Here is a 24,790-nt window from a genome sequence, read left to right as displayed (position 1 = left end):
ATGCGATTAGATGACGACATACACAATTTTTACGAAAAACTCGTTTTAGAAGAAATAGAAAAACGTAAACTTAATGAACGTTACAACGACGATGTAATGGCTGACTTTTGCTGCACCGTACTCAATCAATTACCCCCACGTTATATTAGATACGATGTAGATATGGCGTTTTATTTAACTCAAACAGATCGTTTAGATATGGAACAACGCGTAGAAGTTGCCATTAATTTTGCGATTGATCAAATAGCTAAAAAGAAAGAGCTCCATGAGTAACCCGTTAGAAGAAGCTCCTACACACGTGAAACTGGCTGTTGATTTAATTATGATTTTAGAGCAACACGATGTAGAGCCAGAAGAAGTATTAAAAGCGCTCGATATCGTAAAAAGTGACTTTGAAAAGAAGCTAGTTAGTAACTAGCTTTACTCTATTGTTTGTATTTCATGAACAGTGACAACACCATCGTGTTTATTACAATCAATTTTAATTTCGCCGAATGTGCGCCTAGGTGATGTTGACCTACGGCATGTCATGTTTTGAGCTTTAACACCAAATTGTTCAATATAAACGGCAACAATTGCATCTATTTCTTGCTTCTCTTCTGTTGTCGCAGCGGCATAAAAAGTATCATATTGTTGTGACCAATTTTCAACGCCAGCTTCTGCAGCAACACCCAACCACCCCATACCAAGCTTAGTTGATTGCTCTAAATATTGTCCTTTTAAAAACATAAACGCTAGGGTGTATTGTGCACTTTTATAACCGAATGCAGCGGGCTCTTCTAAATAGTTAAAAGCCTCTTCAAACTCCCCTTTTCTGTATGCCTTAACACCATTATATTCTTTTTTCTTCATAGTATTATCGCTGTAAAGACTTATTGGTGACGAATTACAGCCAGTTATTAAAGCCATCAATACCAGCAAAGTGGCACTCAATTGTCGATGATTCATTATTATCCTTAATTTATTATTGTTTTTGCCCAGAAACATACACCACTTTTAAAGCACCCGCCCTAAAAATTGTTAACATAAATTTAATATTATCATGGGATTGCAAAGCTTACAGCGATTATTTTTATAAGCGCAGTTTTAATCGGCCATTAAAAATAGATAAACCTAATTTTTTAATACCCTGTATTTATACACAAGGCACTTTACTACTTTAAGCAAAATACATTTAACTGACGTAAATCTATCACTGACTGTCCGTTTGCTGAACAAGTAATAATAACTGCGCGGCCGCTTTAGCATCGTCTAATGCACGGTGATGGTTGGTTAAGTCTAAATTAAAGTGTGCAGATAAATTTCCCAGCGAATACGATTTTAATCCCTTAAATGCTTTACGTGACTCAACAACGGTACATAGTTTTGGCATTTTAAAGTTGATTCCCAGCCCCTCAAGCTCTTTTTTAATAAAGCCATAATCAAAATTAACATTGTGAGCGACAAAAATACTTCCCGAAAGCTTATCTAATAAAGTCGAAGCAATGTCGCTAAATATAGGCGCATCACTTACCATGGCGTCTTTAATACCGGTTAGTTTAGTAATAAAACGAGGGATAGGCCGCTCTGGGTTTATCAGCGTAGTCCATGTATCAATGATGTTGCCTTGCTGTATTTTAACAACACCAATTTCGGTAATTCGATTACCACCCTTTAATCCCCCTGTTGTTTCAATATCAACAACACTATAAATCCGCTTAGGATCTACATACCAGTTTACCGCTGCAATATTTACGATAAAGCCACAGCTTTTTAAATTATCGATACTTACTAACTGGTTTCTTTTAAGCTTATCGCCAGGCGCTTTAACCTCTTCAAAATGAACGGCGTTATTATCAACAATCATTAAATCGGGATAACCATCTTTTAATTGTCGATAGTTTTTTGCCATGTTTTTTAAATGGCTTAATAGCGCATTTATTGGGCTGTTTAAAATAAGCATCTCTAATGGCTTTAATACATCTTTGTGCCATCTAAATAAGCCATTTGGTTGCTCATAATACTTCGCGGCATGGTTACACACTAAACGCAGCAATTTTGGGGTACTATTACACGTAGCTAGCCGCGCTTCTATTTGTGAAGATTGATTTAAGTAAAAAGAGTCTGTTTTTAACGCTTGCGGGAAAATATCAAATTCATTACAAGGAGGCGTCGGAGTTTCAATAAACAGCTCTTGCCAAAAAACCAGTGCAAATAGGCTTTGCCACAAGGTATTCTCAGTGTAAAAAACCTGCTTACCTTGACGAGTGTAGTGCTCACTTACACCTAACTCAACATCGCCACGGTAAAGCTCATCAACTTCTATAATACAACGTGTACTGGCTAACATTTCACTGAGCCGCGAACGGGTTTGCTTGTTAAATTTACGCATTAAAAAGTCATCTGCGAAATACAGTAACTCATCGGTGAGCGGGTTTTCTATAATCTTCTCAAGCTGCGCTTTTACCCATTGCTTATTGCCCTGTCGATATTGCTCCCTTATTTGAATCTCGAAGGCTTGTGCATCGTCTTCGCAGGCATTAAGTAAATCAAACGCAAGTGTTGGGTTAGTTGTTTTTAGTTGCTTATAAAGTATAACCAGTAGCTTGTTTTTTAACTCTTGTGCAATAACCCCTACTGCTACTTCATTTATTAACTGCTTTGCTAGTTCCTCTCTTTCATTGTCATCTTTTGTATTTTTAAGCGTTAGTCGCAAACGGTTTAATGCATAGTTAGACTGCGCTTCCTTTATTGAATCAAAGCGCGATAAGCTTTCATTATGCTCTTGCCTGACAGGTGTTACGCCTAAATCTCGCAGTACAAATCGATTTTGATGATTAATATCGCCTGCACTGAGCCTGCCAATATATAAAAATTCAAAATACTCGTAATACTCTTCTCTATTATTTATCACGTACTGATTATATAAGTGTGCAAGACACTCTGGCTTAGATTCAAAGAATGAAATAGCTATTTCAACTAAGTTACTTTTAGCAGCGCTTTTTTTAAATAATGGCGTTTGTTCTTGCTTTTCTAACAGCTCTATTAACGCCGGTTTTGTTAGGTGACTTAGTAGTTGCCTATGATCTTTATCAGAGGGTTCTACAATTAACTTTGCCGCTTTTAATTTAAAAAGTGCTTGGTATGGCGAGCTAATTTCTTCGTAGTTTAATGATTGGGTTTGGACTAAATAAGGCTTACGAGAATAAATGCGCGCCAACATACACTGGCTCTGCTCGTCGAGCGCGTTTATTTTACTAATAAATGAAATATGCTTTTGCTCGAGTAAATGCATGCATTTCTCGCTCACAAAAGTTAATAGCTCTCTAAAATGTGCCAAATAATATTTCGCTGGTAACTCTTTTTTCATAAAACCGCCCATACTGTATATAAAAACAGTATCTAGCATCTCATTATTTTTATCAACCCAATAAAAATTTTTTATGCATACGTATTACTATTGAAATATCTTTTTTAGCGTGATTACTCTGTGCTAAGGTTGCCCGCAAATTATTAGTGGCACTTTAACTACATTACACATAATAAAAATTAGGATTGAACAACATGACGACACAGCATGCAACTAAAGGTGAGCATAGCGCACAGACTAAGTGCTCGCTTTTTTATGTTATTTTTATATCGGCCGTTGCCGCTATTGGTGGCTTTTTATTTGGTTTTGATTCAGGCGTTATAAATGGCACCGTATCGGCATTGGGTAATACATTTAATTCAAGCAGTGTTGCAACTGGTTTTAATGTTGCATCTGTATTATTAGGCTGTGCATTAGGGGCATTCGCCGCTGGCCCATTAGCTGACAAGTTTGGCCGTCGCGCTATTATGATTGTCACTGCCATTATATTTGCAGTCAGCGCTTTTGGCTCTGGCATTGCAGATAGTTCTGCTGAGTTTATTTTTTACCGCTTGTTTGGTGGGTTAGGTATAGGTGCTGCCTCGGTTTTAGCGCCTGCTTATATAGCAGAAGTTGCTCCTGCGAGTCTACGTGGTCGCTTAGCTACACTGCAACAACTCGCTATAGTTCTTGGTTTATTTGCAGCTTTTTTAAGTAACTACCTAATTGCTAACGCTGCTGGCGGTGCCGAGGGTATTTTAATGTTAGATTTAGCCGCGTGGCGCTGGATGTTTTGGGCTGAACTTGTTCCTGCAGGCTTATTTTTAATTGGTGTACTTTTTATTCCAGAATCACCGCGTTACCTAGTTGCACAAGGTAAACTTAAACACGCTAAAACTGTATTTAACAAAATCTCAAATGATAATGCAGATACACAAATCAGTGACGTTAAGCAGTCTCTGCAAAGTGATAAAAAGCCAAGTATTCGCGACTTATTTATTGATGGCAGTAAAAAAGTACACCCTATTGTTTGGGTGGGTGTAGCTTTATCTGTTTTCCAACAATTTGTTGGTATTAACGTGGTATTTTATTACGGTTCAGAGCTATGGCAAGCCGCCGGCTTTGATGAATCACAATCACTGTTTATTAATGTACTTGCCGGCACCACCAATATTTTATCTACCTTTATTGCTATTGCCTTAGTCGATAAAGTAGGCCGCAAGCCACTATTATTGGTAGGTAGCTTGGGTATGTTTATTAGTTTAAGTGCACTTACTTACACCTTTGGTAGCGCTGGACTTGATGAAGCAGGCAAGTTAGCACTTAGCGAAAATATGGGTACCTTTGCATTAATAATGGCTAATTTGTTTGTGGTATTTTTTGGCTTAAGTTGGGGCCCTATAGTGTGGGTGCTACTTGGCGAAATGTTTAATAACCGTATTCGCGGTGCGGCCCTTGCTGTTGCAGCTAGCGCGCAATGGATAGCTAACTTTGCTATTACTATGACCTTCCCGATTATGCTCGGCAGTATTGGTTTAGCTGGTGCTTATGGCTTTTATGCCTTATCGGCATTTATTAGTGTATTTTTTGTGGTCAAATACATCAAAGAAACACGCGGTATGAAATTAGAGTCAATGTAATTATTTAGCCTGAGTAACATCGACTTTCCATTAGTTTACTCAGGCTAATCCCCCATTCTATTATCTTATTTTTCTGCTCATAAAACTAATTAGATACATTTAACCATTTGGCAAGCGGATACTCTCAGGCACGTTGTAAGCTTTTGCCTGTTAAACCATTATCAACTGAGTATATTACCAATCACAGTGTATAAATCATCACTATTAATTGGTTTGGCAATAAAGTCATCCATACCGGCTATTAAGCATCGCTGTTTATCTTCTTCATAGGCATTAGCCGTAATCGCTACTATAGGCACTCGCCAACCTGTTTTAAGTTCCATAACTCTAATCGTACGTGTGCATTCATAACCATCCATGTTAGGCATTTGGCAATCCATTAAAATCAAATCAAACGATTGCTCTTTTAATACATCAAGAGCCTTAATACCATCCTCGGCTATAACAACCACAGCTTTAGTCGGCTCCAACATTTTTGAAATAACCTGCCGATTTATCGCATTATCTTCTACCAACAGTATGTGCTTACCCAGTAGATTTGGTTGCAAAGCTGCTTTTTTAGGTAAGGTTGAGGGAGCGTCTGCTGACTCTGGTGCGCTAATACTAAACGCAAACGTACTACCTTTACCTTCTTCGCTGTGTAACTGAATTTCACCGCCCATCATTTTTATCAGCTTTTGAGAAATAGCTAACCCGAGCCCTGTTCCCCCATATTTACGCGCAACGCCCACATCAGCTTGAGTAAATTCGCTAAATAACAGTGATTGCTGTGCCTTCGCAATACCAATGCCACTATCTTCAACGCTAACTTGAAGCTTATTATCGTGATAATCAAACGACAAATTCACAAAGCCTTGCTGCGTAAATTTATACGCATTAGAGAGTAAATTAATGATCACCTGATTTAAGCGTAATTCATCAACACTAATGCACAGTGGCAAATTCTTAGATTGAATAACCGTAAATTCTACCTCTTTGGCAGCAACAATAGAGGAAAATAAAGAACGTATATTTTCGATAAATGGAGTTAGCTGTGTAGGCTTAATATTTAGCTCCATGGCATTTGCTTCAATTTTAGAAAAATCTAAAATATCGTTAAGAATATTAAGCAAGTTTTTTGCACTTTTTTGTTGTGTGATTAACAACTCTTTTTGTTCGGTACTTAAGGACTGATCTCGAAGCAAAACCTCTCCCATACCTAATATGCCATTCATAGGTGTTCGAAGTTCGTGACTCATGTTTGCTAAAAATTGTGACTTAGCAATATTTGCTTCATTGGCGAGTTTAACTGCTTGTGTTAATTCAGTTGTTTGCTCTGCGACTTTCTCTTCTAATTGCTGATTAAAATGACTAAGCTGTTTATTGAGATCTTCATTTTTTACATTAGAAGCTTGCAAACTTTTAATTGAGTGTTGTAGTGCATTGCCCAACATTTCAAATTGTTGCTGTAGTTGCAGCACTTCATACCAACTAGAATCTGTATTAAATACGTGTTTTTTAGTTTTACTAAAGCTATTAATTAAATGAGTGAGCTCTATGATGGGTTTAACCAACAAATGGGTAAATTTATGAATAAATAAAACCACTAGTGCAATAGAGCATAATCCTAATAACATAGTAGGCAACCATGCAGCCACTACCACCATGGTTAAATGTTTACGATTATATAACGATATAACCTGCCAACCTGTGTTGTCGTCAACATACTGATTTGTATGGTACATCTCGTTATCATTTGAGCGGAAAAGCTGATTTCCACTGAGACTTTGAAGGCTAAGCTCCTGCTGCTCAAAATCACTGAGCGCAACAAACTGGCTTAACGAACTAAATACCACTTTTTTATCTGCATCTAGAACAAGTAAATCCCCATTATATTCAAATAAATTTGGTATAAACCGCTCTAATTGATCTAGCTTAAGCGATCCCTCAACGACCCCATAAAACTCATCATTTTTATAAATCGGGGCGGAAAGCGCTACAATGGGTTGATCGCCTAATCCTCTGCCTTGAAAAACACCACTGATGTAGCCCAACGGGAACTGCTGAGCTTGAGCAAAATAAGGACGATCATCAACATAACGCTGACTCTGACTCAAACCACTGAGCAATTCACTCGGTATACTTTTCTCGACATAACCTTCAGAGCTGGCATATAGGCTAGTTACAAAGCCAGGATATAACTCCATTAGCCGCTCTAACTGCTGTTGTATTGATGCCCCAGCACTTATTGCATCACTGGTTATTACCATGGCACTTTTATGAAACAATAAATAATCACTCAGCTGGGCACTGATCGAACGAGATTTTTCTTTAAGTTGAGTGTTTACTTCGTATTCTAAGCGCGAATAATGCTGATTAACCAAAAAGACGCTAGTGATCAAAACCACCAAAACAATAATTATACTTACAACATAGCTTAATATTCGGGCCAAAGGCTGCCCTTGATAAGCTCGGCTTGCATGGGGGACAAATATACTCACCAAGTCGACCAAAGCCAACGCTATCATAGCATTGATTAAGTATTTTGAGGCAGCCACAACAAGTGTGAGCCAAGGCAGGCCTATAACAAAGTGACCCAAAACCCACACCAGTGGTAAGCCGACTAAAAACCAAAATACGGCGCCTAAAGGAAGTATTGGCTTAGAACGCTTTAAACAAAAGGCATAAAGCCAAAATAGCTCAAGTACATAAACAACACTGGTCCAGCTATGCCCCCAGCGATAAAATAAAAAACCAGTTAAAATCGCTAAACTAAGAAGAGAATAACGAAGCCCTGCAAACACTAGGCTAAGTATTACAAACGTCTGACCAAATAAAAATTCAGAGCTATCAAAAAAATACAGAGGTAGAAGGTTAGCGCAACCTCCAATAAGCCCGAGTAATATTGCCAGCGCCCATTTATTCCTCTGAGATGTCATATTGACCCTTTATAGCTTTATTGAACACCTGCGGTGTATAGTATAATCACGAGTTTTAATTATTACTTACCCATTAGCTATTGTCTATAAAGACAAAAAATTAGCTAAGTGCGTAAAAGCTAGAATTAGCGTACGAATAACAAAATAAAATATTAGAAAATAGATAAATGGAATTTTAGTACACCCAAATGAGGAATTTGGGTGGCAGTCTTACCAGCCACATCTCGGCACACACGTCACAAACTGTGGCTGCTCCCTTCCGGGCCTGACCAGGTTCGCCTGCTAGTGTTGCGAGAGGACCAATAAGACTACCATTGAGGGCCTTGGTTGGCGCGATTGAGATTATCTCTACTTTTGCTCTGTTATTCAAGGGATAATCAAAAAAGAAAGTGCGATTGCATACTTCATATACAATCGCAGTCTATTTAGGTGTTAAAGCGATTATTAATTGCTCTCTAACTCTGCTTTTATGTTACGTAGTGCCGCTTTTACTTTTTTCATATTCTCTGGGCCCATGCGTAAAAGTTGCTTTTGCGCAGCGGGTAATTGCTCCCATTCAGAAAACGCATACTGATAGGTCACTGAATCACGCAATAATGGTAAGCTACCTTTTGGCTCAGGAGTATCAAGTAACAGGTCAATGGCATCTTCAAGTGTTTGAGTAAACTCATCATCACCATAACCAATTTCAGTATATGCGCTGTTGATCAGTGGTTTATACTCATCATATAAACGCACAGCTTGAGCTGCACTCATACTTGTGAGCACTTTTACATATGGGGTATAGCGTTCATAGCTATTAGGATCAATTGTTAAAATATCGCCTTCGTTTACGCTAAAACCCTCTTCTAATTTTGCAACTGGGGTATGCTTAGTAGCCACTTTGCCTTTTGCTAAATTATCGACAAACACTACGCCACGGCGAATAACATCATCATTTAACACTAAGCTCATCGCTACATCACCCAAATATTCATCTAATTTTGCAATGACTACAGGGTCGCTGTCGTTTAACGTTGGTAAAGATACAACTTCAGCTTCGGGCTCAACTTCTGGACGCTGAGCTGGGACATCTAATTCGGCAGGTTTTTCAGGCTTAACAGAGGGCGCACCTACCACAGGATCGTTTTCAGGCTTTAACTCCATAATAGGTTGCTCTTTTACTGGTTCTTCAACCTGCATAACTGTTTTTGGAGCTTCACTTGGTTTTAATAAAACAAACGCAGCGGCAATAATGATAATTAATAAAATAACCCCTGCAAAGATAAGGTTGTTATTCGGCGGACGTTTTTGAACGTCTGATCCTGATGGTTTATCTGACATACGAACTCCATAAATATAAAAATGCGATACTGTTTAGAGTACTCTAAACAGATTTAATTCATAATTTACACCAATATTTATTAATGTAAGTTATGTATCCTTTGATTCTTCTAGCTTAAAGACTTACAGTGAATAAATAAAGTAAAGACAGTGAACAGTTTAAATACGTAACATGAAAATTAAGCAAGTCGATCCTAGTAAACCAAAAGTGGCTTTATTACTCACCGGTGGTGGTGCCCGAGCAGCTTACCAAGTGGGCGTGTTAAAAGCATTAGCGCAAAGTATGCCCAGAACTGCCCCGCTGCCCTTTAGAGTGATAAATGGAACTTCTGCTGGCGCAATTAATTCTGCGGCGTTAGCGTGTTACGCTTCATGTATGCATTTAGCCGTTAGAAAGCTAGAGACAGTATGGAAAAACTTTTCCACCTCTATGGTATACAAAAGTGACTTTTTGAGTGTGTTTGGTCATATTACTCGTAATATTTTAACTAGTTTTCAGTCTGAGCATATAAACCATCCACCGGCGAGCTTATTAAATAATCGGCCACTTAGAAAGCTATTAAACGATATTCTTGATTTACATCGAATTGAACGTAACTTACATCGTGACTACTTAGAGGCGCTGTCGATTACAGCATCTAGTTATACGACCGGTGATTCTGTTGCTTTTTTTCAGTCAAATACGCAGCATTCTTGGCAGCGAGCAAAACGCGAAGGTCGCGCTACGCGAATTAATGTTGAGCATTTAATGGCCTCAAGTGCTATTCCTATGGTTTTTCCTAGTGTAAATATTTATAACCACTATTTTGGTGATGGTTCTATACATCAACTTTCACCTTTAAGCCCGTCTATTCACTTAGGGGCAAATAAAATATTTATTATTGGTGTTGAACAACCCAAGGAACCTCACCCTCCAGGTTACTCTGCGCATTTCCCCGGGCTTTCTGCTGTAGCAGGCCACTTACTCGACAGTGTATTTACCGACACCATGCAATCTGATTTAGAACGATTAGATCGAGTAAATCGTACGCTGGGGTTATTACCCGATAGACAAAAGCATCAAGAGTTAAAACAAATAGACAGCTTTATTATTAACCCCTCGCAAAACTTTAATGCAATTGCAGCGCAATACTATGATGATATGCCTTGGGCAATTAAAGTGTTACTGCGTATGATCGGGGTTAAAAAACGCTCTCAGTCGAGTTTAACCAGTTACTTATTATTTGAAAAACGCTATACCCAGCACTTAATTCAAATTGGATACGAAGATGGCATAAAGCAACTGCCCGAGATGAGAAAGTTTTTAGAGCTAGACTAAGAGGCTACTCTTACTCAATGCCATCAAGTAAGTAATGCTCAACATGCTCCACTCGCCTCGGTTTACCTTGCAATACTAAAATATCATTTGCATATAGTATGGTATGCTCTTGTGGCATCTCTATTTCTTCCCCCTCACGACGCAACGCCTTAATTAACACCTTTCTTTTAGCTAAATTAAGCTCACTAATAGCCTTGTTTACCGCAAATGCTTTATCCGGCAAGGCAATGACATGTAAGTACTCTAAGCGTTCGGGCAAATTGGTATCGCTGTCGATGTTTTCGCCTGCAAAAAAACTTTGCAATAGCTTATAGCGGTTACGTCTTTCGCTACTAACACGGCGAATTATTCGGCTCATTGGCACACCCGACATAGACAACACATGTGAGACCAGCATTAAGCTTGCCTCTAATGCCTCAGGAACAACCTCAGTGACGCCTAAATCTTTTAAACGCTCTAGTTGACTGTCGTCACGGGTTCTTATAAGTATTTTTACCTTAGGAGCAACCTGCTTTATGGCATTAATCACTATTTGAGTTTGTTGAAATTCCGTAAAAGTAATAATCACTAAGCGTGCTCGCTCTACCCCTGCGCACTTTAAAATATCTTTTTGCTCAACGTGACCAAACAATAAAGGTTCACCCGCCGCTTTTCCTTCTTGCACTAGTATGGGATCGCTTTCAATGGCCACATAATCAATAGCCTCTGGCGATAAAAAGCGGGCAATAGTTTGCCCTACCCGAGAAAATCCACATATAACGACATGATTATTATAAAGCGTACTGCTTTGTGGCTCGTCTTCATAGGCAAACTTAGCGCGCTCTAACATACCCAGTCGCTTTAAAATAAAGGGAGTTTTATCGATTAAATACGGGGTGAGTGCCATAGAAATTACGCCCATGGCAATTAAAAATGAGACTTGCTCCACACTCAGTAAGTCATGCTGTGCTGCGAGTGCGATTAACACAAAACCAAACTCACCCATTTGCCATAACATAATAGCGCAAGCTAATGCGTCCTGTTTTCGCTCTCCCATAAATAAAGACGATACGGTTACTACGGCGATTTTTAAGACTAGAATGCCCAGTAAGGCAGCAACAATAATACCCGCATGATTAACAACAAAGCTGATATCTAGCTGCATACCTACGGTGACAAAAAATAACCCCATTAAAATATCACGGAACGGGCGAATATCCGCTTCTAGCTGATGGCGGTAATGGCTTTCACCAAGCATCATACCCGCTAAAAATGCCCCTAATGCCATTGATAAGCCAAATGAATAAGTAAGTAAACCCGCAAACAAAGCAACTAATAAGGTAGTTAAAACAAATAGTTCATCACTTTTTGCTAATGCCACTTCATTAAATACTCTAGGTAAAACCCATTTGCCAATTGCCCATAGCAACACGCAGACAAACGCACCTTTAGTTAGTGCAAATAACAGAGCCCAGCCAATACCATTTGAGTCACTGCTGGCAAATAACGGTAAAATAATCAGTAATGGTACAACAGCAATGTCTTGAAATAATAAAACGCCGATTGCCAATTGCCCACGGCGTTTATTTAAATCGCCGCTCTCTTTTAATAATTTGGCAACCACCGCAGTAGAGGAGAGCGTAATAATAATGCCAATGGTAAAACTGGTTAATAAATTAAAATTTAATAAATGCAGAATCACAATCAGCAAAATACTACTAACAAATACTTGTAGCGACCCTAAACCAAATACAATATTACGCATCGCCATTAGGCGCGATACAGAAAACTCCAAACCTAAGCTAAACAGCAAAAATACAATACCTAGCTCTGCAATAAAGTCCATCTCATGGCTTTGCGTCATCCAGCCAACACCATGACCACCCGCTAATAAACCCACAGCCAAATAAGCCAACACAGGGGGAAGCCCTATGCGCTTAAATAGCCATACAAATAAAACCGCAGCGACTAAAAGTCCAAAAATCTGAGCATTAATACTTTGCAACGCAAACCTTAAAATAATCTATGGGATGTGACTTAACTATAGCAATCGCATAACTTTCAGCCAGAATAAAAATATGGCACGCAATCTGCTTATTTATAAAAAGTAATACTATAGGGGGAAGAAATAGTGGAAAACGTTCATATTTTGACACAACGTATCTCTGGTCGCGGTGAATTTTTGCCGTTCTCAGCAGAGCAATACAATAGCAATACACCAACAGCACTGCATGAGCTGGCGGCCAAACTACAAACCAGCTTAGTGCTGGAAGATATTTTAGGCACATTTGCAAATTTTGCAAAACAGCTGCTTAATTTTTCTGGGGTACACTTTCAAACATCATGTATAGATGTTAAAACACCCAATAGTGATGTTGAAAACCCAGCCTACTCATTTGATCTAAAAGTTGAAAGTGAGCATTTAGGCACACTCACTTATTACACAAAATATCCGCTTAGTGCGGCTATTGAAAAAAAGCTGCAGCATTTTCACAGTGTATTAATTTATCCACTACGTAATGCAATAATGTACAACCGTGTATTAAAGCTAGCAACAAAAGACTCGTTGACGGGGTTAAACAACCGAAGTCAATTTAATGACATGTTACAACAAAAGCTTGAAAATCATAGACGTAACGGCCATCCGTTTAGTTTGATGCTGCTTGATTTAGATAACTTTAAACAAGTGAATGATAACTATGGTCATAAAATTGGCGATGACGTTTTAATAGAATTTGCTTCAGTTTTATCTAGCAGTATTCGAGGCACAGATTCGGTATTTCGTTTTGGCGGCGATGAGTTTTCAATACTAATTGAGGATCCCGCTTTCACCACTAATAAAGTGATTGCTGAACGTATTATGCGTTTAGTAAGAAACTCACCGATTATGTCTAAGTACAATGTAACAACCAGTATTGGTTTTACCCTAACTAACAGTGATGATTGCCAAAATGAGATATTTTCTCGTGCGGATAAGGGCTTATATAAAGCAAAGGCATCTGGGCGAAATTGCGCAAAAGCTTACTAAGCAATAAAAGAATAAAATATTAGAAAAGCCCAGCCTCCCCCGCTGGGCTTTTTTACGCTACTTTTTTAATATAAAGTATTTGTAAATTAGCAACATGACGCAAAAGCCAAAAAAGAAGCCACTGAGTAAATTAAGTAGTCCGGCAATTGTCGCAAGCGGTGTAAAAAACACCAACAGTAAAGGCATACTCACCCCTAGAATGAAAAATACCCCGCCTTTACCTAACCAATAGGCAAGTAAAATGGCGGCACATACCATCCCTCCCAACACAGCGTAGCCGAGGGTAATTATATTTAGGGTTAAAAATACATTCGCTAAAACCGCGATCAATAGCGTAATTAATATGCCAGTGGGCGCCTTATTAATAAGCGACAGTCCAACATGAGGTTGCTGACTCATAATTTATACTCCCAAATTACACCATGTTCATCTTTATGGTTATCACTAACAAAATAACCAACCACTTGCACTAGCTCATCGTTGTAAAAAATTAATGGAATATCAGCACGTAGCCAAGGCGCTACTTTTGCATCTTTAAACCAATGTTTAAGCGTATTACTACCTGGTTTTTTGAGTGGTTTAATACGCGCACTATTGCAGTTAAAGCGCACACTAACTTGTTCATCCGTTTTAGGGGCGCGCATACCCACTCCCTGCAGGCATTGTAGTATTTGTCCGTCATTCAGCACTAGTTCGCGACTTGTTACGCGTTCAATATTAACGGCTAATGGCTTTGGTTGCACAAAATAAAGTAAACCTTGATGGCGACGTATTTGCCCATCACTTAGCTCAATTTTTATTTGTGCATCAGCTTGTGCATGAATAGCCTGACTCATTATTTGCATTAACTGTTTTTGCGAAGGCATGGTATGGGTAAATAGAGCCAGCCATGCGCGCAGAAGATTCGCAATGCGAATAGCGCTGTAATGAGCCATATTTTGTATATTAAGCGCCTGATGTTGGTTAAGACACTGTGCGAGATCTTGCTGGGTATATTCTTCAAGCAGTGCTTGTTGCTGCTGCAATAATTCAATACTTCGTGCTGTACACTGCTCAAACCCAGTAAAACGCTCTGCCAACTTAGGCACTATTTGTTGGCGCAAAAAATTACGATCAAAGCGCTCATTGGCGTTGGATTCATCGGTAATATGGCTAATATTAAATTGCTGGGCAAACGCTTCTATCTCGCTGCGTTTTACCGCCAATAATGGCCTATAGCACTCACGGCCACTTTTAAGTATGCGAGTTTGCTGCATAGCGCCGAGCCCTTTTAAGCCTGAGCCGCGCTTTAAACGAAGTAAAAATGTCTCTACTTGGTCGTTTAAATGCTGGCCTAACAAAATGACACTATCACTTGGGCTGTATTCGTCAAGCGCTTGATAACGAGCTTCGCGAGCCTGCGCTTCAATACTGGTGCGCGATTGCTGCTTAATTATGACGTGTGCCGCTTTAAAATAAATTGAAAGTTGCTCACAACGTGCTTGGCAAAATTGCTGCCAGTGATGGGCGTTATCACTTAAGCCATGATTTACATAAATTGCACTTAAATTTAATTGTGGCCACTGCTCTTTTAACCCATGCATTATCTGCAACAACACCACCGAATCTACGCCACCAGATAAGGCCACAGTAAATGTGAATTGCCCGTTTTCTATATAATGATTAAGGGCTTTTTGTACCTGCAGATAAATTTGTGATGTGTGCATTATTATAACCAATGAGTGAATTGCTAATAACCCGAATAAAAAAGGCTCTACGTTACGGTATTTTAAAACAAAAAAAGCCGCATAGGCGGCTTTTTTCTCTATTTAACCTGAACTTTGGTTAAGAGATTTACTAACATATTGAATCATAGTAATAATTAGATTTATTCTCTCTAGCCAGAGATTTACAGTGAAAACAAGGCGAATTTTCGCGTCAATAGCTGGCCTATTGCAAGTAAATTCAACGCAGTTAGCGCTGAAAATAGCTGCTTGAGATAGATTAATTATCCAGAGTTCAGGTTATTTAGCTATGTTTAGCAATAACCAAACGACATTAAACGCTTGTAACGTTGATCAAGCATCTCTTCAAGCGATAACGCTTGTAAGTCTGCTAAATCGCGCTTAAGGCGAACTTTTAAATTACGTGCCATGGCATCATAATTACGGTGTGCACCACCTAGCGGCTCATCAACTAGGTTGTTGATTAAATCTAGCTCTTTAACGCGCTCGGCTGTTACACCCATTGCTTCTGCTGCAAGTGGCGCTTTATCAGCACTTTTCCATAAGATAGAGGCACAGCCTTCTGGTGAAATAACTGAGTAAGTGCTGTATTGCAGCATGTTTACTCTGTCGCCAACACCAATCGCTAATGCACCACCTGAACCACCTTCACCAATAACAGTACAAATTGTAGGTACTTTTAGTGCGGCCATTACTTTTAGGTTACGTGCAATTGCTTCAGACTGACCACGCTCTTCTGCGCCAACACCTGGGTATGCACCTGGGGTGTCGATAAAGGTCATGATTGGCATTTTAAAACGCTCAGCCATTTCCATTAAGCGCAATGCTTTACGGTAACCTTCTGGTTTTGGCATGCCAAAATTACGTTTAATTTTTTCAGCAGTACCACGGCCTTTTTGCTGACCGATCACCATAACAGGTTCACCATCTAAACGAGCAACGCCGCCTAAAATTGCAGGGTCGTTAGCAAACGTACGATCACCCGCAAACTCGTCAAATTCCGTAAAAATACGCTCGATATAATCTCGAGTATAAGGACGCAGCGGATGACGTGCTAGCTGTGATACTTGCCAAGCACCAAGTTCAGAGAAAATTTTCTCCTTCATTTGTGCGCTCTTTTCTTTAAGTTTGCTGACTTCCTCTTCTAATCCAAGGTCTAATTCGCCAGCGCGGCTTACATTTTGTAATTCTTCAATTTTTGCTTCTAATTCTGCGATTGGAAGCTCAAAATCAAGATAATTGAGGCTCATGCTCTAAACTACCTAATTAGTTAAATTCTAGTTCTACATTTTGCGCTGCCATCAGCGATAACTTATGAATTAAGTCGTCACTTGGCGTAACACACCATTCGATCCCTAGGGTTAATTGCACCAACGCATCGGGGCGTTGATAATATACCTTGATCGGACACGTTCCCATTTTGTATGGTTCGAGTACTTTTTGTAATTTATCGAAGAAACCAGCCTCGATCTGCACCATATTCAGCGTCATCTTAATCGCTTTTATACGCTTTTCACGCGCCTGAGCAATGGTGTTTATTTCTCTGGCGGTCATTGTAATACCACCAGAGAAGTTATCAAAGCTGACCTGTCCGGATATCACCAAAATATTATTGATTTGCAACATATCTTGGTACATTTCAAACTGTTCTGGAAACAAGCGTACATCAATTCGGGCGCTTTTGTCATCTAAAGTTATCAAGCCCCAGCGATTTCCTTTTTTATTAATTAAGGTTCTCGCGGCAATCACCAAGCCCGCCCCAGTTGAGACTACATCACGGTTAGTGGGCTGCAAATCAATGAGTCGGCCTGAGGTGTAATGCCCAAGCTCTCGTCGATACTGGTTTATAGGATGGCCAGTTAAATAAAGGCCTAAGGTATCTTTTTCGCCATCAAGCCACTGATTATCTGTAAGTGGTGTGGCTTTAATAAACGCTTGCTCTACTTCGTCAGGCTCTGTGGCCAGTAAACCAAACAAGTCACTTTGCCCTAACAGCTCAGCTTTGTTGTGTTGATCGGCTGCGCGCATTGCATCTTTTAAACTTGCCAGCAGCGTTGCTCGCCCTGGTTGATTTTTTTCTGGTCCTAGCTGATCCAATGCACCTGCATAAATTAATTTTTCGGTGACACGTTTATTTAAGCGTTTTAAATCAACACGCGCACAAAAATCAAATAGGTCCTTAAATGGGCCGCCTTTTGCTCGCGCTTCTAATATGGCATCAACGGGAGCCTCACCCACGCCTTTAATTGCTCCTATACCGTAAACAACTTCACCTTGAAGATTAACAGTAAACTTGTATTCACCGGCGTTTACATCGGGCGGTAACAAAGTGAGTTTCATGTTTTCACACTCATCCACCAGCGTTACTATTTTGTCGGTGTTATCCATATCAGCCGACATTACCGCAGCCATAAACTCGGCCGGATAATGGGTTTTCATCCACAGCGTTTGATACGATACCAATGCATAAGCTGCTGAGTGAGATTTGTTAAAACCATAACCCGCGAACTTTTCAACCAAGTCGAATATTTTTATCGCAAGCTCGCCATCTATGCCATTATTACGCGCGCCCTCTTCAAAGGTTGAGCGCTGTTTTGCCATTTCTTCGGGCTTTTTCTTACCCATGGCACGACGTAACATATCGGCGCCGCCTAGTGTATAACCGGCCAGCACCTGCGCTATTTGCATAACTTGTTCTTGATACAAAATAATGCCGTAAGTCGGCTCAAGAATAGGCTTTAAACTTTCGTGTTGATATTGCGCATCGGGGTATGAGATTTCTTCTCTGCCGAGCTTTCGGTCGATGAAGTTATCTACCATGCCTGATTGCAGTGGACCTGGACGGAACAAAGCAACAAGGGCTATCATATCTTCGAAGCAATCGGGCTTTAATCGGCGAACTAGGTCTTTCATGCCGCGTGATTCTAGCTGGAATACTGCGGTGGTTTCAGCGCGCAGCAGTAGTTCAATACTTTTTTTATCATTCAGTGGAATGGTGTTGATATCAACCGGCCGCTTACCTTCACGCTTTAAGCGCTCGTTGGTCATATCCACTGCCCACTGCAAGATGGTCAGCGTACGTAAGCCTAAAAAGTCAAACTTAACCAAACCAGCAGTTTCTACATCGTTTTTATCAAACTGAGTAACCGGAAACTTGCCTTCATCATCACAATAGAGCGCAGCAAAATCGGTAATCGTGGTCGGCGATATTACAACCCCCCCTGCGTGCTTACCGGCATTACGGGTACAACCCTCAAGAATACGACACATGTCGATTAAGTCTTTAACTTCTTCATCGCCGTCGTAGGCTTCTTGCAAACGAGGTTCAACTTCAAACGCTTTGGCCAAGGTCATTCCCGGATCGCCCGGAATAAGCTTAGAAATACGATCAACAAATCCATAAGGATGACCAAGTACCCGGCCTACATCGCGTATAACCGCTTTAGCTGCCATAGTACCAAAGGTAATAATTTGCGATACCGCATCACGGCCATATAAAGCCGATACATGATCAATTACTTCATCACGTCTATCCATACAAAAATCGACGTCAAAGTCGGGCATAGAAACACGTTCTGGATTCAAGAAACGCTCGAAGAGTAAATCGAACTCTAGTGGATCAAGGTCGGTAATTTTAAGCGCATAAGCTACTAAGGAGCCCGCACCTGAACCACGCCCTGGACCTACAGGAATATTGTTATCTTTACTCCACTGAATAAATTCCATTACGATCAAGAAGTAACCAGGAAATCCCATTTGGTTAATTACATCGAGCTCAATTTTTAAACGCTCATCGTATTCGCCGCGTTTTTCTTGGCGTTCTTGTTCATCAGGAAATAAAAATTGCAGTCGTTCTTCAAGTCCATCTTGTGAGACTTTAACCAAAAACTCATCAATTTTTAATGAGCCGGTAGGGTAATCTGGTAGGAAATACTCACCTAATTGAACGGTTACATTACAGCGCTTTGCGATTTCTACGGTATTTTGTAACGCCTCTGGAATATCACTAAATAGCTCTGCCATTTGTTCTGGCGTTTTTAGGTATTGCTCTTGTGAAAAACGCTTTGGTCGGCGTTTATCATCTAGGGTATAACCATCAAAAATAGCCACCCGAATTTCATGGGCTTCAAAGTTTTCTGGCTTTAAAAATACCACTTCATTGGTAGCCACTACAGGCAGTTGCTCTGTGGTTGCAAGCTCCACTGCCATATGCAAATAATTTTCTTCTTGAGCACGGTTTGTACGAATAAGCTCAATATAATAATGATCGCTGAAGTGCTGCTTATAAAAGCTTACCACCGACTCAACAATAGCGGGGTTGCCTTTTATTAATGCTTTTCCTAAATCGCCATCTTTAGCACCCGAGAGTATGATGAGCCCCTCTTTTAAATCAACTAACCATTCACGGTCAATAACTGGACGATGAAACACATGACCACGTTGGTAAGCTTTAGAAATCAATAAAGTAATATTTTTATAGCCAGTGTTATCTTTAGCTAATAACGTTATCCGACTTGGCTCATCAGGAAACTCAGGACTACGTACCCAAAAATCAGCACCAACAAGTGGCTTGATACCTGCGTTATGCGCTGCGCCATAAAAACGCACTAAACCACAAAAGTTCATTTGATCAGTAATTGCCAGCGCTGGCATTTCAAGCTCTTGTGCTTTAGCGACTATTGGTTTGGTTTTTGCCAAACCATCAACCATCGAAAAGTCTGAGTGCACTCGTAAGTGAACAAAATCAGGAGCTGGCATAATTACTCCTTACCCGAAAGCGCAAGCACACGCTGCACCGGTTTAAAGCTCTTACGATGCTCATCTATAGCGCCGTATTGCTCAAGCGCTGCAAAGTGTGCTTTGGTCGGATACCCCTTATGCCCTGCAAACCCATATTGTGGGTAGCGCGCATCAAGTTCAACCATTTCATCATCACGGGCCACTTTTGCTAAAATAGATGCGGCTGATATTTCAGCGACTAAGCTATCACCTTTAACCACCGCTTGGGCGGGCATAGCTAATTCAGGTAGGCGATTTCCATCTACAAACACAAATTCAGGCACTGTGCTAAGTGCTTCCACTGCGCGACTCATGGCAAGCATAGTGGCTTGTAATATATTTAGCTCATCTATTTCGCTTGGACTACAACGGCCAATGGCGTAACACAGTGCTTTTTCTTTTATTTCAGTGGCTAATAATTGACGTTTTTTATCCGTTAATTTTTTAGAATCGGCCAAGCCTACGATTGGCTTATTGGGATTTAAAATAACAGCGGCAGTAACCACGTCGCCCACCAGCGGTCCACGACCCACTTCATCTACACCGGCAATTAGGGTTACATTAGGTCGTTCAATTTGCATTTATTAACTCCGCCACTGCATTTGCAGCTTGTTTACTTGCATCTAATCTAATTTTTTCATGTATGGCTAAAAAGCGGGCTTTTAATTCTTTATTGTCACTATTTAGCATAGGGGTAAGTGCTGCTGTTAAATTAGCGACATTACATTCGCTTTGCAAAAACTCTGGCACTAACTCTTCGTCTGCTAATAAATTAGGTAACGAAAAATATTTAATATTAAAGGTAAATAAGGTTTTAAAAATCCAATAACTCATGGGTTTAATTTTATAACCAACCACCATTGGTTTTTTATATAACATGCCCTCAAGCGTTGCCGTACCTGATGCCAGTAATATGGCATCGGCGGCTTGCATGGCTAAATTTGATTGCCCATCCAGTAAGTTAACATTAAGTGAGGGCGCTGTGGCATTTAAAATAGCAATAAACTGCGCTTTGCGCTTTTCGTTCACCAGTGGCACAACGACTTTAAGCGCTGGGTTCTGTGCTTGCAACTGAGCCGCTGTTTTTATGTAAGTTTCACTTAACAAGCCCACTTCTGAGCCCCGGCTCCCGGGTAATAACGCTAACACCTTGTCATCAGCACTTAAGCCTAATTGGCTGCGGGCTTGGCTATCATCGTGCTCAAGTGCAATGTCGTCGGCTAATGTGTGGCCTACAAAAGTACACGGTACTTGGTGCTTGTCGTAAAATTCTTTTTCAAAAGGCAATAAAGCCAATACTAAGTTAGTGGCTGCACTTATAGTGTGAATGCGTTTTTCACGCCACGCCCACACTGAAGGGCTAACGTATTGCACAGTTTTAATACCCGCATCTTTTAACGGTTTTTCTACACGTAAATTAAAATCGGGCGCGTCAATGCCTATAAACACATCAGGAGGATTATCAATAAAGTGCTGTACTAACTGCTTGCGAATTTTTAGTAAACGCGGTAAACGGCCAAGGACTTCAACCAACCCCATAACCGACAGTTCATCCATATCAAACAGCGTTTTGCAGCCTTGAGCTTGCATTTTAGGACCTGCAATACCTTCAAAAATTGCATCAGGAAAATGCGCTTTAAGCGCTTTTATCAGCCCTTCACCTAAAATATCGCCCGACAGTTCACCTGCCACAATACCAATTCGTAGTTGTTTTTTATCTTTTTTCATTTGCTATTTTTTCACAAGTAAACCCGGCGTTCATACCGATTAGTTTACCGTGTTTTAAGGCTAGGTTAAACGCTTAAAACGCACCACTTTTTTCTAGCTTACTCTTAATTGATGATTGCGTATTTTATAGACTGATGTAATGTCATAGTATATTAAAGTTTTCTAATATACATATTGACAAAATTTGTACAAACGCCAATAATGATGCAAACTTTCAGAAATTACTGAAAGTTTATTAAAAACATTAACAATTGCTTTGTGCTGTCACTGCATCACAACCAAAGGAGCCAAAAATGATAGATGAAACCTTTGTGGATCTATCGCGATTACAGTTTGCTGTCACCGCTCTATTTCATTTTTTATTTGTGCCGTTAACAATCGGTATGACCTGGATTTTAGTTATTATGGAATCGGTTTATGTTATGACCGGTCGCGAGATTTATCGTGATATGACTAAGTTTTGGGGCAAGTTATTTGGTATTAACTTTGCTATTGGTGTGGCTACCGGCCTCACCATGGAATTTGAGTTTGGTACTAACTGGTCGTATTACTCTCATTATGTGGGTGATGTATTTGGTGCACCACTAGCTATTGAAGGCTTAATGGCCTTCTTTTTAGAATCAACCTTTGTGGGGATGTTCTTTTTAGGTTGGGACAGGCTCTCTAAACGCCAGCATTTAGGGGTAACATTTTTAATGGCGCTGGGCACTAATATGTCTGCGCTATGGATTTTAGTTGCTAATGCGTGGATGCAAAACCCAGTCGGGGCAGAGTTTAACTATCAAACCATGCGTATGGAAATGACTAGTTTTGCAGAGCTAGTATTTAACCCTGTAGCGCAAGTTAAGTTTATTCATACTGTGTCTGCAGGTTATGTTGCGGCGTCTATGTTTGTGCTTGGGATTAGTAGCTGGTACATATTAAAAGGACGTGATTTGGCATTTGCTAAACGTTCCTTCTCGGTGGCATCAGGCTTTGGTTTAGCCTCTATTTTATGTGTTATTTTACTCGGTGATGAATCTGGCTACGAAGTCGGTGAAGTACAAAAAGTAAAACTCGCGACCATTGAAGCTGAATGGCATACCGAAGAAGCCCCCGCCGCTTTTACCATGCTGGGTATTCCTGACTCTGAAGAGCAAGTAACTCATGCTGCGGTTAAAATTCCTTACGCATTAGGTATTATTGCAACGCGCTCACTTGATGAACAAGTGATTGGTATTTCAGATCTTGAGAAAAAACACGAGAAGCGTATTCGCAATGGCATGATTGCTTATGAATATCTAGAAAAACTTCGCGCAGGTGACGATACCCCTGAAAATATCGAAAAGTTTGATAACGTGAAAGATGATTTAGGCTATGGCTTATTACTTAAACGTTATACCCCTAATGTAGCAGATGCCAGTGAGGCACAAATACAACAAGCCGTTAAAGACTCCTTCCCTAAAGTGGGTCCTATGTTTTGGTCATTTAGGATTATGGTTGGCTGTGGCGTGATCATGCTTGGCGTATTTATCCTTGCTTTTTATTACAACGCCCATCGTATTATTGAACAAAAACGTTGGTTGTTGTGGGCCGCAGTATTAAGCATTCCTCTGCCTTGGATTGCCATTGAGTTTGGTTGGATTGTGGCTGAATATGGCCGCCAGCCATGGGCAATTTCTGAAGTGTTACCGACCTTTTTAGCAACGTCATCGCTGACGGTAAATGATATTTTAATTAGCTTAACTGGTTTTATTGTTTTCTATACTGGACTGGCGATTGTTGAAGCATGGTTAATGATTAAATTTATTAAGCAAGGACCAAGCTCCCTTCATACCGGTAAGTACCATTTTGAATTACCTGATCACAGCACGGCTGCTAAAGGAGAACTATCATGATTTTTGATTATGAAACATTAAAAATGCTCTGGTGGTTAATTATTGGTGTGCTGTTAATTGGTTTTGCCATTACCGATGGTATGGATATGGGCGTTGCCATGTTGCTACGCTTAGTCGGCAAAACAGATTCTGAACGCCGTACCGTTATTAACACTATTGGCGCCCATTGGGATGGTAACCAAGTATGGTTTATAACCGCAGGTGGCGCTTTATTTGCAGCATGGCCTATGGTGTATGCGGCAGCATTTTCTGGTTTTTACTTTGCCATGATGCTGGTGTTATTTGCATTATTTTTTAGACCTTTAGGCTTTGATTATCGCTCTAAGGTTGACTCTAAACGCTGGCGTAATAACTGGGACTGGGGCTTGTTTGCCGGCAGTGCCATACCTGCGCTGGTATTTGGTGTAGCGTTTGGTAACTTGTTTTTGGGTGTACCGTTTCATATCGATAATTTATTGAGAGTTAGTTATCAAGGGTCGTTTTTTGCCTTACTTAATCCGTTTGCGCTCATTGCCGGCTTAGTTAGTATTACCATGTTAATTGCACACGCGGGAATGTGGCTACAACTGCGAACCGCTGATCAAGTTGCTGAGCGCTCAGGACAATATGGTCGCTACTCATTACTTGCCTTTATAGTATTATTTGCAGCGGCCGGTGTGTGGGTTGCCAACCTAACAGGTTATCAAATTGCCTCTATGGGCGACACCCAAGGTCATGCAGATCCATTGGCAAAAGTAGTTACCACGGCTCAAGGCGCATGGCTTAATAACTACAGTGAACGTCCATGGACAATGACCTTCCCTATTTTGGCATTTGCGATGGCACTGTGTGCACTGCTGTTTTCTAAATTGAATAAGCCCGCGTTGGGATTATTAGCAACCAGTGTGATGTTAATTGGGGTGATTATGACTGCGGGCGTTTCATTATTTCCGTTTATTATGCCTTCAAGCAATAACCCTGATATTAGCTTAACAATTTGGGATGCGGTATCGAGCCACAGAACACTCAATGTTATGTTCATTGCTGTGGTTATATTTGTGCCACTCATTTTAGCCTACACCACCTGGTGTTATGTGAAAATGTGGCGCAGAGTGACCGTTGATGAAATTGAAAATAACCCTCACGGCAGTTATTAAGGAGACTAAATT

At 40.2% G+C, this 24,790-nt stretch carries 18 protein-coding genes and 1 other RNA gene; 7 read left to right on the top strand and 12 right to left on the bottom strand.

Annotation, left to right across the window (positions count from 1 at the left end):
• Together CWB77_RS10925 and CWB77_RS10920 are read left to right on the top strand one after the other, a co-directional pair.
• On the top strand, window positions 1–273 hold the full coding sequence (locus tag CWB77_RS10925; RefSeq protein ID WP_131691315.1) for a late competence development ComFB family protein: 273 nt from the start codon (window positions 1–3) through the stop codon (window positions 271–273).
• Window positions 266–418, top strand: coding sequence for a YbaM family protein (locus tag CWB77_RS10920; RefSeq protein WP_010388219.1), 153 nt, complete (start codon window positions 266–268; stop codon window positions 416–418). Before CWB77_RS10925 ends, CWB77_RS10920 begins: the two co-directional genes overlap by 8 nt.
• A gap of 2 nt (window positions 419–420) precedes the next feature.
• Here CWB77_RS10920 and CWB77_RS10915 read toward each other — a convergent pair whose 3' ends face one another.
• Window positions 421–948, bottom strand: coding sequence for an SEL1-like repeat protein (locus CWB77_RS10915; RefSeq protein ID WP_054202429.1), 528 nt, complete (start codon window positions 946–948; stop codon window positions 421–423).
• 244 nt (window positions 949–1,192) lie between these two features.
• Window positions 1,193–3,349, bottom strand: coding sequence for an exonuclease domain-containing protein (locus CWB77_RS10910; protein ID WP_138622712.1), 2,157 nt, complete (start codon window positions 3,347–3,349; stop codon window positions 1,193–1,195).
• A 194-nt stretch (window positions 3,350–3,543) separates the two neighbouring features.
• On the opposite strand from CWB77_RS10910, the gene CWB77_RS10905 reads away from it, so the two are divergent.
• Entirely contained in the window at window positions 3,544–4,968 is a 1,425-nt protein-coding gene (locus CWB77_RS10905; RefSeq protein WP_010388211.1) for a sugar porter family MFS transporter, read from the top strand.
• A gap of 161 nt (window positions 4,969–5,129) precedes the next feature.
• Here CWB77_RS10905 and CWB77_RS10900 read toward each other — a convergent pair whose 3' ends face one another.
• The 3 genes from CWB77_RS10900 to CWB77_RS10890 form a co-directional block, all read right to left on the bottom strand.
• Window positions 5,130–7,886: a response regulator gene (locus tag CWB77_RS10900; RefSeq protein WP_138622710.1), complete on the bottom strand. Its 2,757-nt coding sequence runs from the start codon at window positions 7,884–7,886 to the stop codon at window positions 5,130–5,132.
• Window positions 7,887–8,094: 208 nt separating this feature from the next.
• An RNA gene (ffs, locus tag CWB77_RS10895) (signal recognition particle sRNA small type) lies at window positions 8,095–8,191 on the bottom strand.
• Window positions 8,192–8,330: 139 nt separating this feature from the next.
• The gene (locus tag CWB77_RS10890; RefSeq protein WP_010388163.1) at window positions 8,331–9,209 is read right to left on the bottom strand and encodes a DUF3014 domain-containing protein; all 879 of its coding nucleotides are present in this window, start codon (window positions 9,207–9,209) and stop codon (window positions 8,331–8,333) included.
• A gap of 172 nt (window positions 9,210–9,381) precedes the next feature.
• On the opposite strand from CWB77_RS10890, the gene CWB77_RS10885 reads away from it, so the two are divergent.
• Window positions 9,382–10,527 (top strand): patatin-like phospholipase family protein, encoded by a 1,146-nt coding sequence (locus CWB77_RS10885; RefSeq protein WP_138622708.1) that lies wholly within the window; start codon window positions 9,382–9,384, stop codon window positions 10,525–10,527.
• Between the two features lie 10 nt (window positions 10,528–10,537).
• Here CWB77_RS10885 and CWB77_RS10880 read toward each other — a convergent pair whose 3' ends face one another.
• Window positions 10,538–12,511 carry a monovalent cation:proton antiporter family protein gene (locus tag CWB77_RS10880; RefSeq protein ID WP_138622706.1) on the bottom strand — a complete coding sequence of 658 codons (1,974 nt, stop codon included), beginning with the start codon at window positions 12,509–12,511 and terminating at the stop codon, window positions 10,538–10,540.
• A gap of 126 nt (window positions 12,512–12,637) precedes the next feature.
• Here CWB77_RS10880 and CWB77_RS10875 point away from each other — a divergent pair, with 126 nt between their 5' ends.
• Window positions 12,638–13,534 (top strand): GGDEF domain-containing protein, encoded by an 897-nt coding sequence (locus tag CWB77_RS10875; RefSeq protein ID WP_138594510.1) that lies wholly within the window; start codon window positions 12,638–12,640, stop codon window positions 13,532–13,534.
• 57 nt (window positions 13,535–13,591) lie between these two features.
• Here the strand turns inward: CWB77_RS10875 and CWB77_RS10870 are convergent, their stop codons facing one another.
• From CWB77_RS10870 to lpxB, 6 genes are all read right to left on the bottom strand, one after another.
• Window positions 13,592–13,933 (bottom strand): hypothetical protein, encoded by a 342-nt coding sequence (locus CWB77_RS10870; protein WP_138594512.1) that lies wholly within the window; start codon window positions 13,931–13,933, stop codon window positions 13,592–13,594.
• Window positions 13,930–15,240: a tRNA lysidine(34) synthetase TilS gene (gene tilS / locus CWB77_RS10865; RefSeq protein WP_138622704.1), complete on the bottom strand. Its 1,311-nt coding sequence runs from the start codon at window positions 15,238–15,240 to the stop codon at window positions 13,930–13,932. Before tilS ends, CWB77_RS10870 begins: the two co-directional genes overlap by 4 nt.
• A gap of 311 nt (window positions 15,241–15,551) precedes the next feature.
• Complete coding sequence (gene accA, locus CWB77_RS10860; RefSeq protein WP_008110950.1) at window positions 15,552–16,508, bottom strand: acetyl-CoA carboxylase carboxyl transferase subunit alpha; 957 nt, start codon at window positions 16,506–16,508, stop codon at window positions 15,552–15,554.
• Between the two features lie 16 nt (window positions 16,509–16,524).
• Window positions 16,525–20,016 (bottom strand): DNA polymerase III subunit alpha, encoded by a 3,492-nt coding sequence (gene dnaE / locus CWB77_RS10855; protein ID WP_138622702.1) that lies wholly within the window; start codon window positions 20,014–20,016, stop codon window positions 16,525–16,527.
• 2 nt (window positions 20,017–20,018) lie between these two features.
• Window positions 20,019–20,618: a ribonuclease HII gene (gene rnhB / locus CWB77_RS10850; protein ID WP_138622700.1), complete on the bottom strand. Its 600-nt coding sequence runs from the start codon at window positions 20,616–20,618 to the stop codon at window positions 20,019–20,021.
• Window positions 20,608–21,765 (bottom strand): lipid-A-disaccharide synthase, encoded by a 1,158-nt coding sequence (lpxB, locus tag CWB77_RS10845; RefSeq protein ID WP_138622698.1) that lies wholly within the window; start codon window positions 21,763–21,765, stop codon window positions 20,608–20,610. The genes rnhB and lpxB overlap by 11 nt, the downstream gene beginning before the upstream one ends.
• A 293-nt stretch (window positions 21,766–22,058) precedes the next feature.
• Between lpxB and CWB77_RS10840 the strand changes: the two genes are divergently transcribed.
• Together CWB77_RS10840 and cydB are read left to right on the top strand one after the other, a co-directional pair.
• Window positions 22,059–23,642 (top strand): cytochrome ubiquinol oxidase subunit I, encoded by a 1,584-nt coding sequence (locus tag CWB77_RS10840; protein ID WP_054202420.1) that lies wholly within the window; start codon window positions 22,059–22,061, stop codon window positions 23,640–23,642.
• Entirely contained in the window at window positions 23,639–24,778 is a 1,140-nt protein-coding gene (cydB, locus tag CWB77_RS10835) for a cytochrome d ubiquinol oxidase subunit II (protein ID WP_008110962.1), read from the top strand. The genes CWB77_RS10840 and cydB overlap by 4 nt, the downstream gene beginning before the upstream one ends.
• Window positions 24,779–24,790: the final 12 nt, after the last annotated feature.

It is taken from the genome of Pseudoalteromonas sp. S1610, from assembly GCF_005887465.1.
Taxonomy (GTDB): domain Bacteria; phylum Pseudomonadota; class Gammaproteobacteria; order Enterobacterales; family Alteromonadaceae; genus Pseudoalteromonas; species Pseudoalteromonas undina.
Note: the sequence above shows the minus strand (reverse complement) of the source record. Positions and strands in the feature narration are given on the sequence as shown.

Coding starts and splice junctions, on each gene's coding strand:
- CWB77_RS10840 (WP_054202420.1), top strand. CDS start 22,059: ATGATAGATGAAACCTTTGTGGATCTATCGCGATTACAGTTTGCTGTC.
- CWB77_RS10910 (WP_138622712.1), bottom strand. CDS start 3,349: ATGAAAAAAGAGTTACCAGCGAAATATTATTTGGCACATTTTAGAGAG.
- cydB (WP_008110962.1), top strand. CDS start 23,639: ATGATTTTTGATTATGAAACATTAAAAATGCTCTGGTGGTTAATTATT.
- CWB77_RS10900 (WP_138622710.1), bottom strand. CDS start 7,886: ATGACATCTCAGAGGAATAAATGGGCGCTGGCAATATTACTCGGGCTT.
- dnaE (WP_138622702.1), bottom strand. CDS start 20,016: ATGCCAGCTCCTGATTTTGTTCACTTACGAGTGCACTCAGACTTTTCG.
- lpxB (WP_138622698.1), bottom strand. CDS start 21,765: ATGAAAAAAGATAAAAAACAACTACGAATTGGTATTGTGGCAGGTGAA.
- accA (WP_008110950.1), bottom strand. CDS start 16,508: ATGAGCCTCAATTATCTTGATTTTGAGCTTCCAATCGCAGAATTAGAA.
- CWB77_RS10885 (WP_138622708.1), top strand. CDS start 9,382: ATGAAAATTAAGCAAGTCGATCCTAGTAAACCAAAAGTGGCTTTATTA.
- CWB77_RS10925 (WP_131691315.1), top strand. CDS start 1: ATGCGATTAGATGACGACATACACAATTTTTACGAAAAACTCGTTTTA.
- CWB77_RS10870 (WP_138594512.1), bottom strand. CDS start 13,933: ATGAGTCAGCAACCTCATGTTGGACTGTCGCTTATTAATAAGGCGCCC.
- rnhB (WP_138622700.1), bottom strand. CDS start 20,618: ATGCAAATTGAACGACCTAATGTAACCCTAATTGCCGGTGTAGATGAA.
- CWB77_RS10890 (WP_010388163.1), bottom strand. CDS start 9,209: ATGTCAGATAAACCATCAGGATCAGACGTTCAAAAACGTCCGCCGAAT.
- tilS (WP_138622704.1), bottom strand. CDS start 15,240: ATGCACACATCACAAATTTATCTGCAGGTACAAAAAGCCCTTAATCAT.
- CWB77_RS10905 (WP_010388211.1), top strand. CDS start 3,544: ATGACGACACAGCATGCAACTAAAGGTGAGCATAGCGCACAGACTAAG.
- CWB77_RS10920 (WP_010388219.1), top strand. CDS start 266: ATGAGTAACCCGTTAGAAGAAGCTCCTACACACGTGAAACTGGCTGTT.
- CWB77_RS10915 (WP_054202429.1), bottom strand. CDS start 948: ATGAATCATCGACAATTGAGTGCCACTTTGCTGGTATTGATGGCTTTA.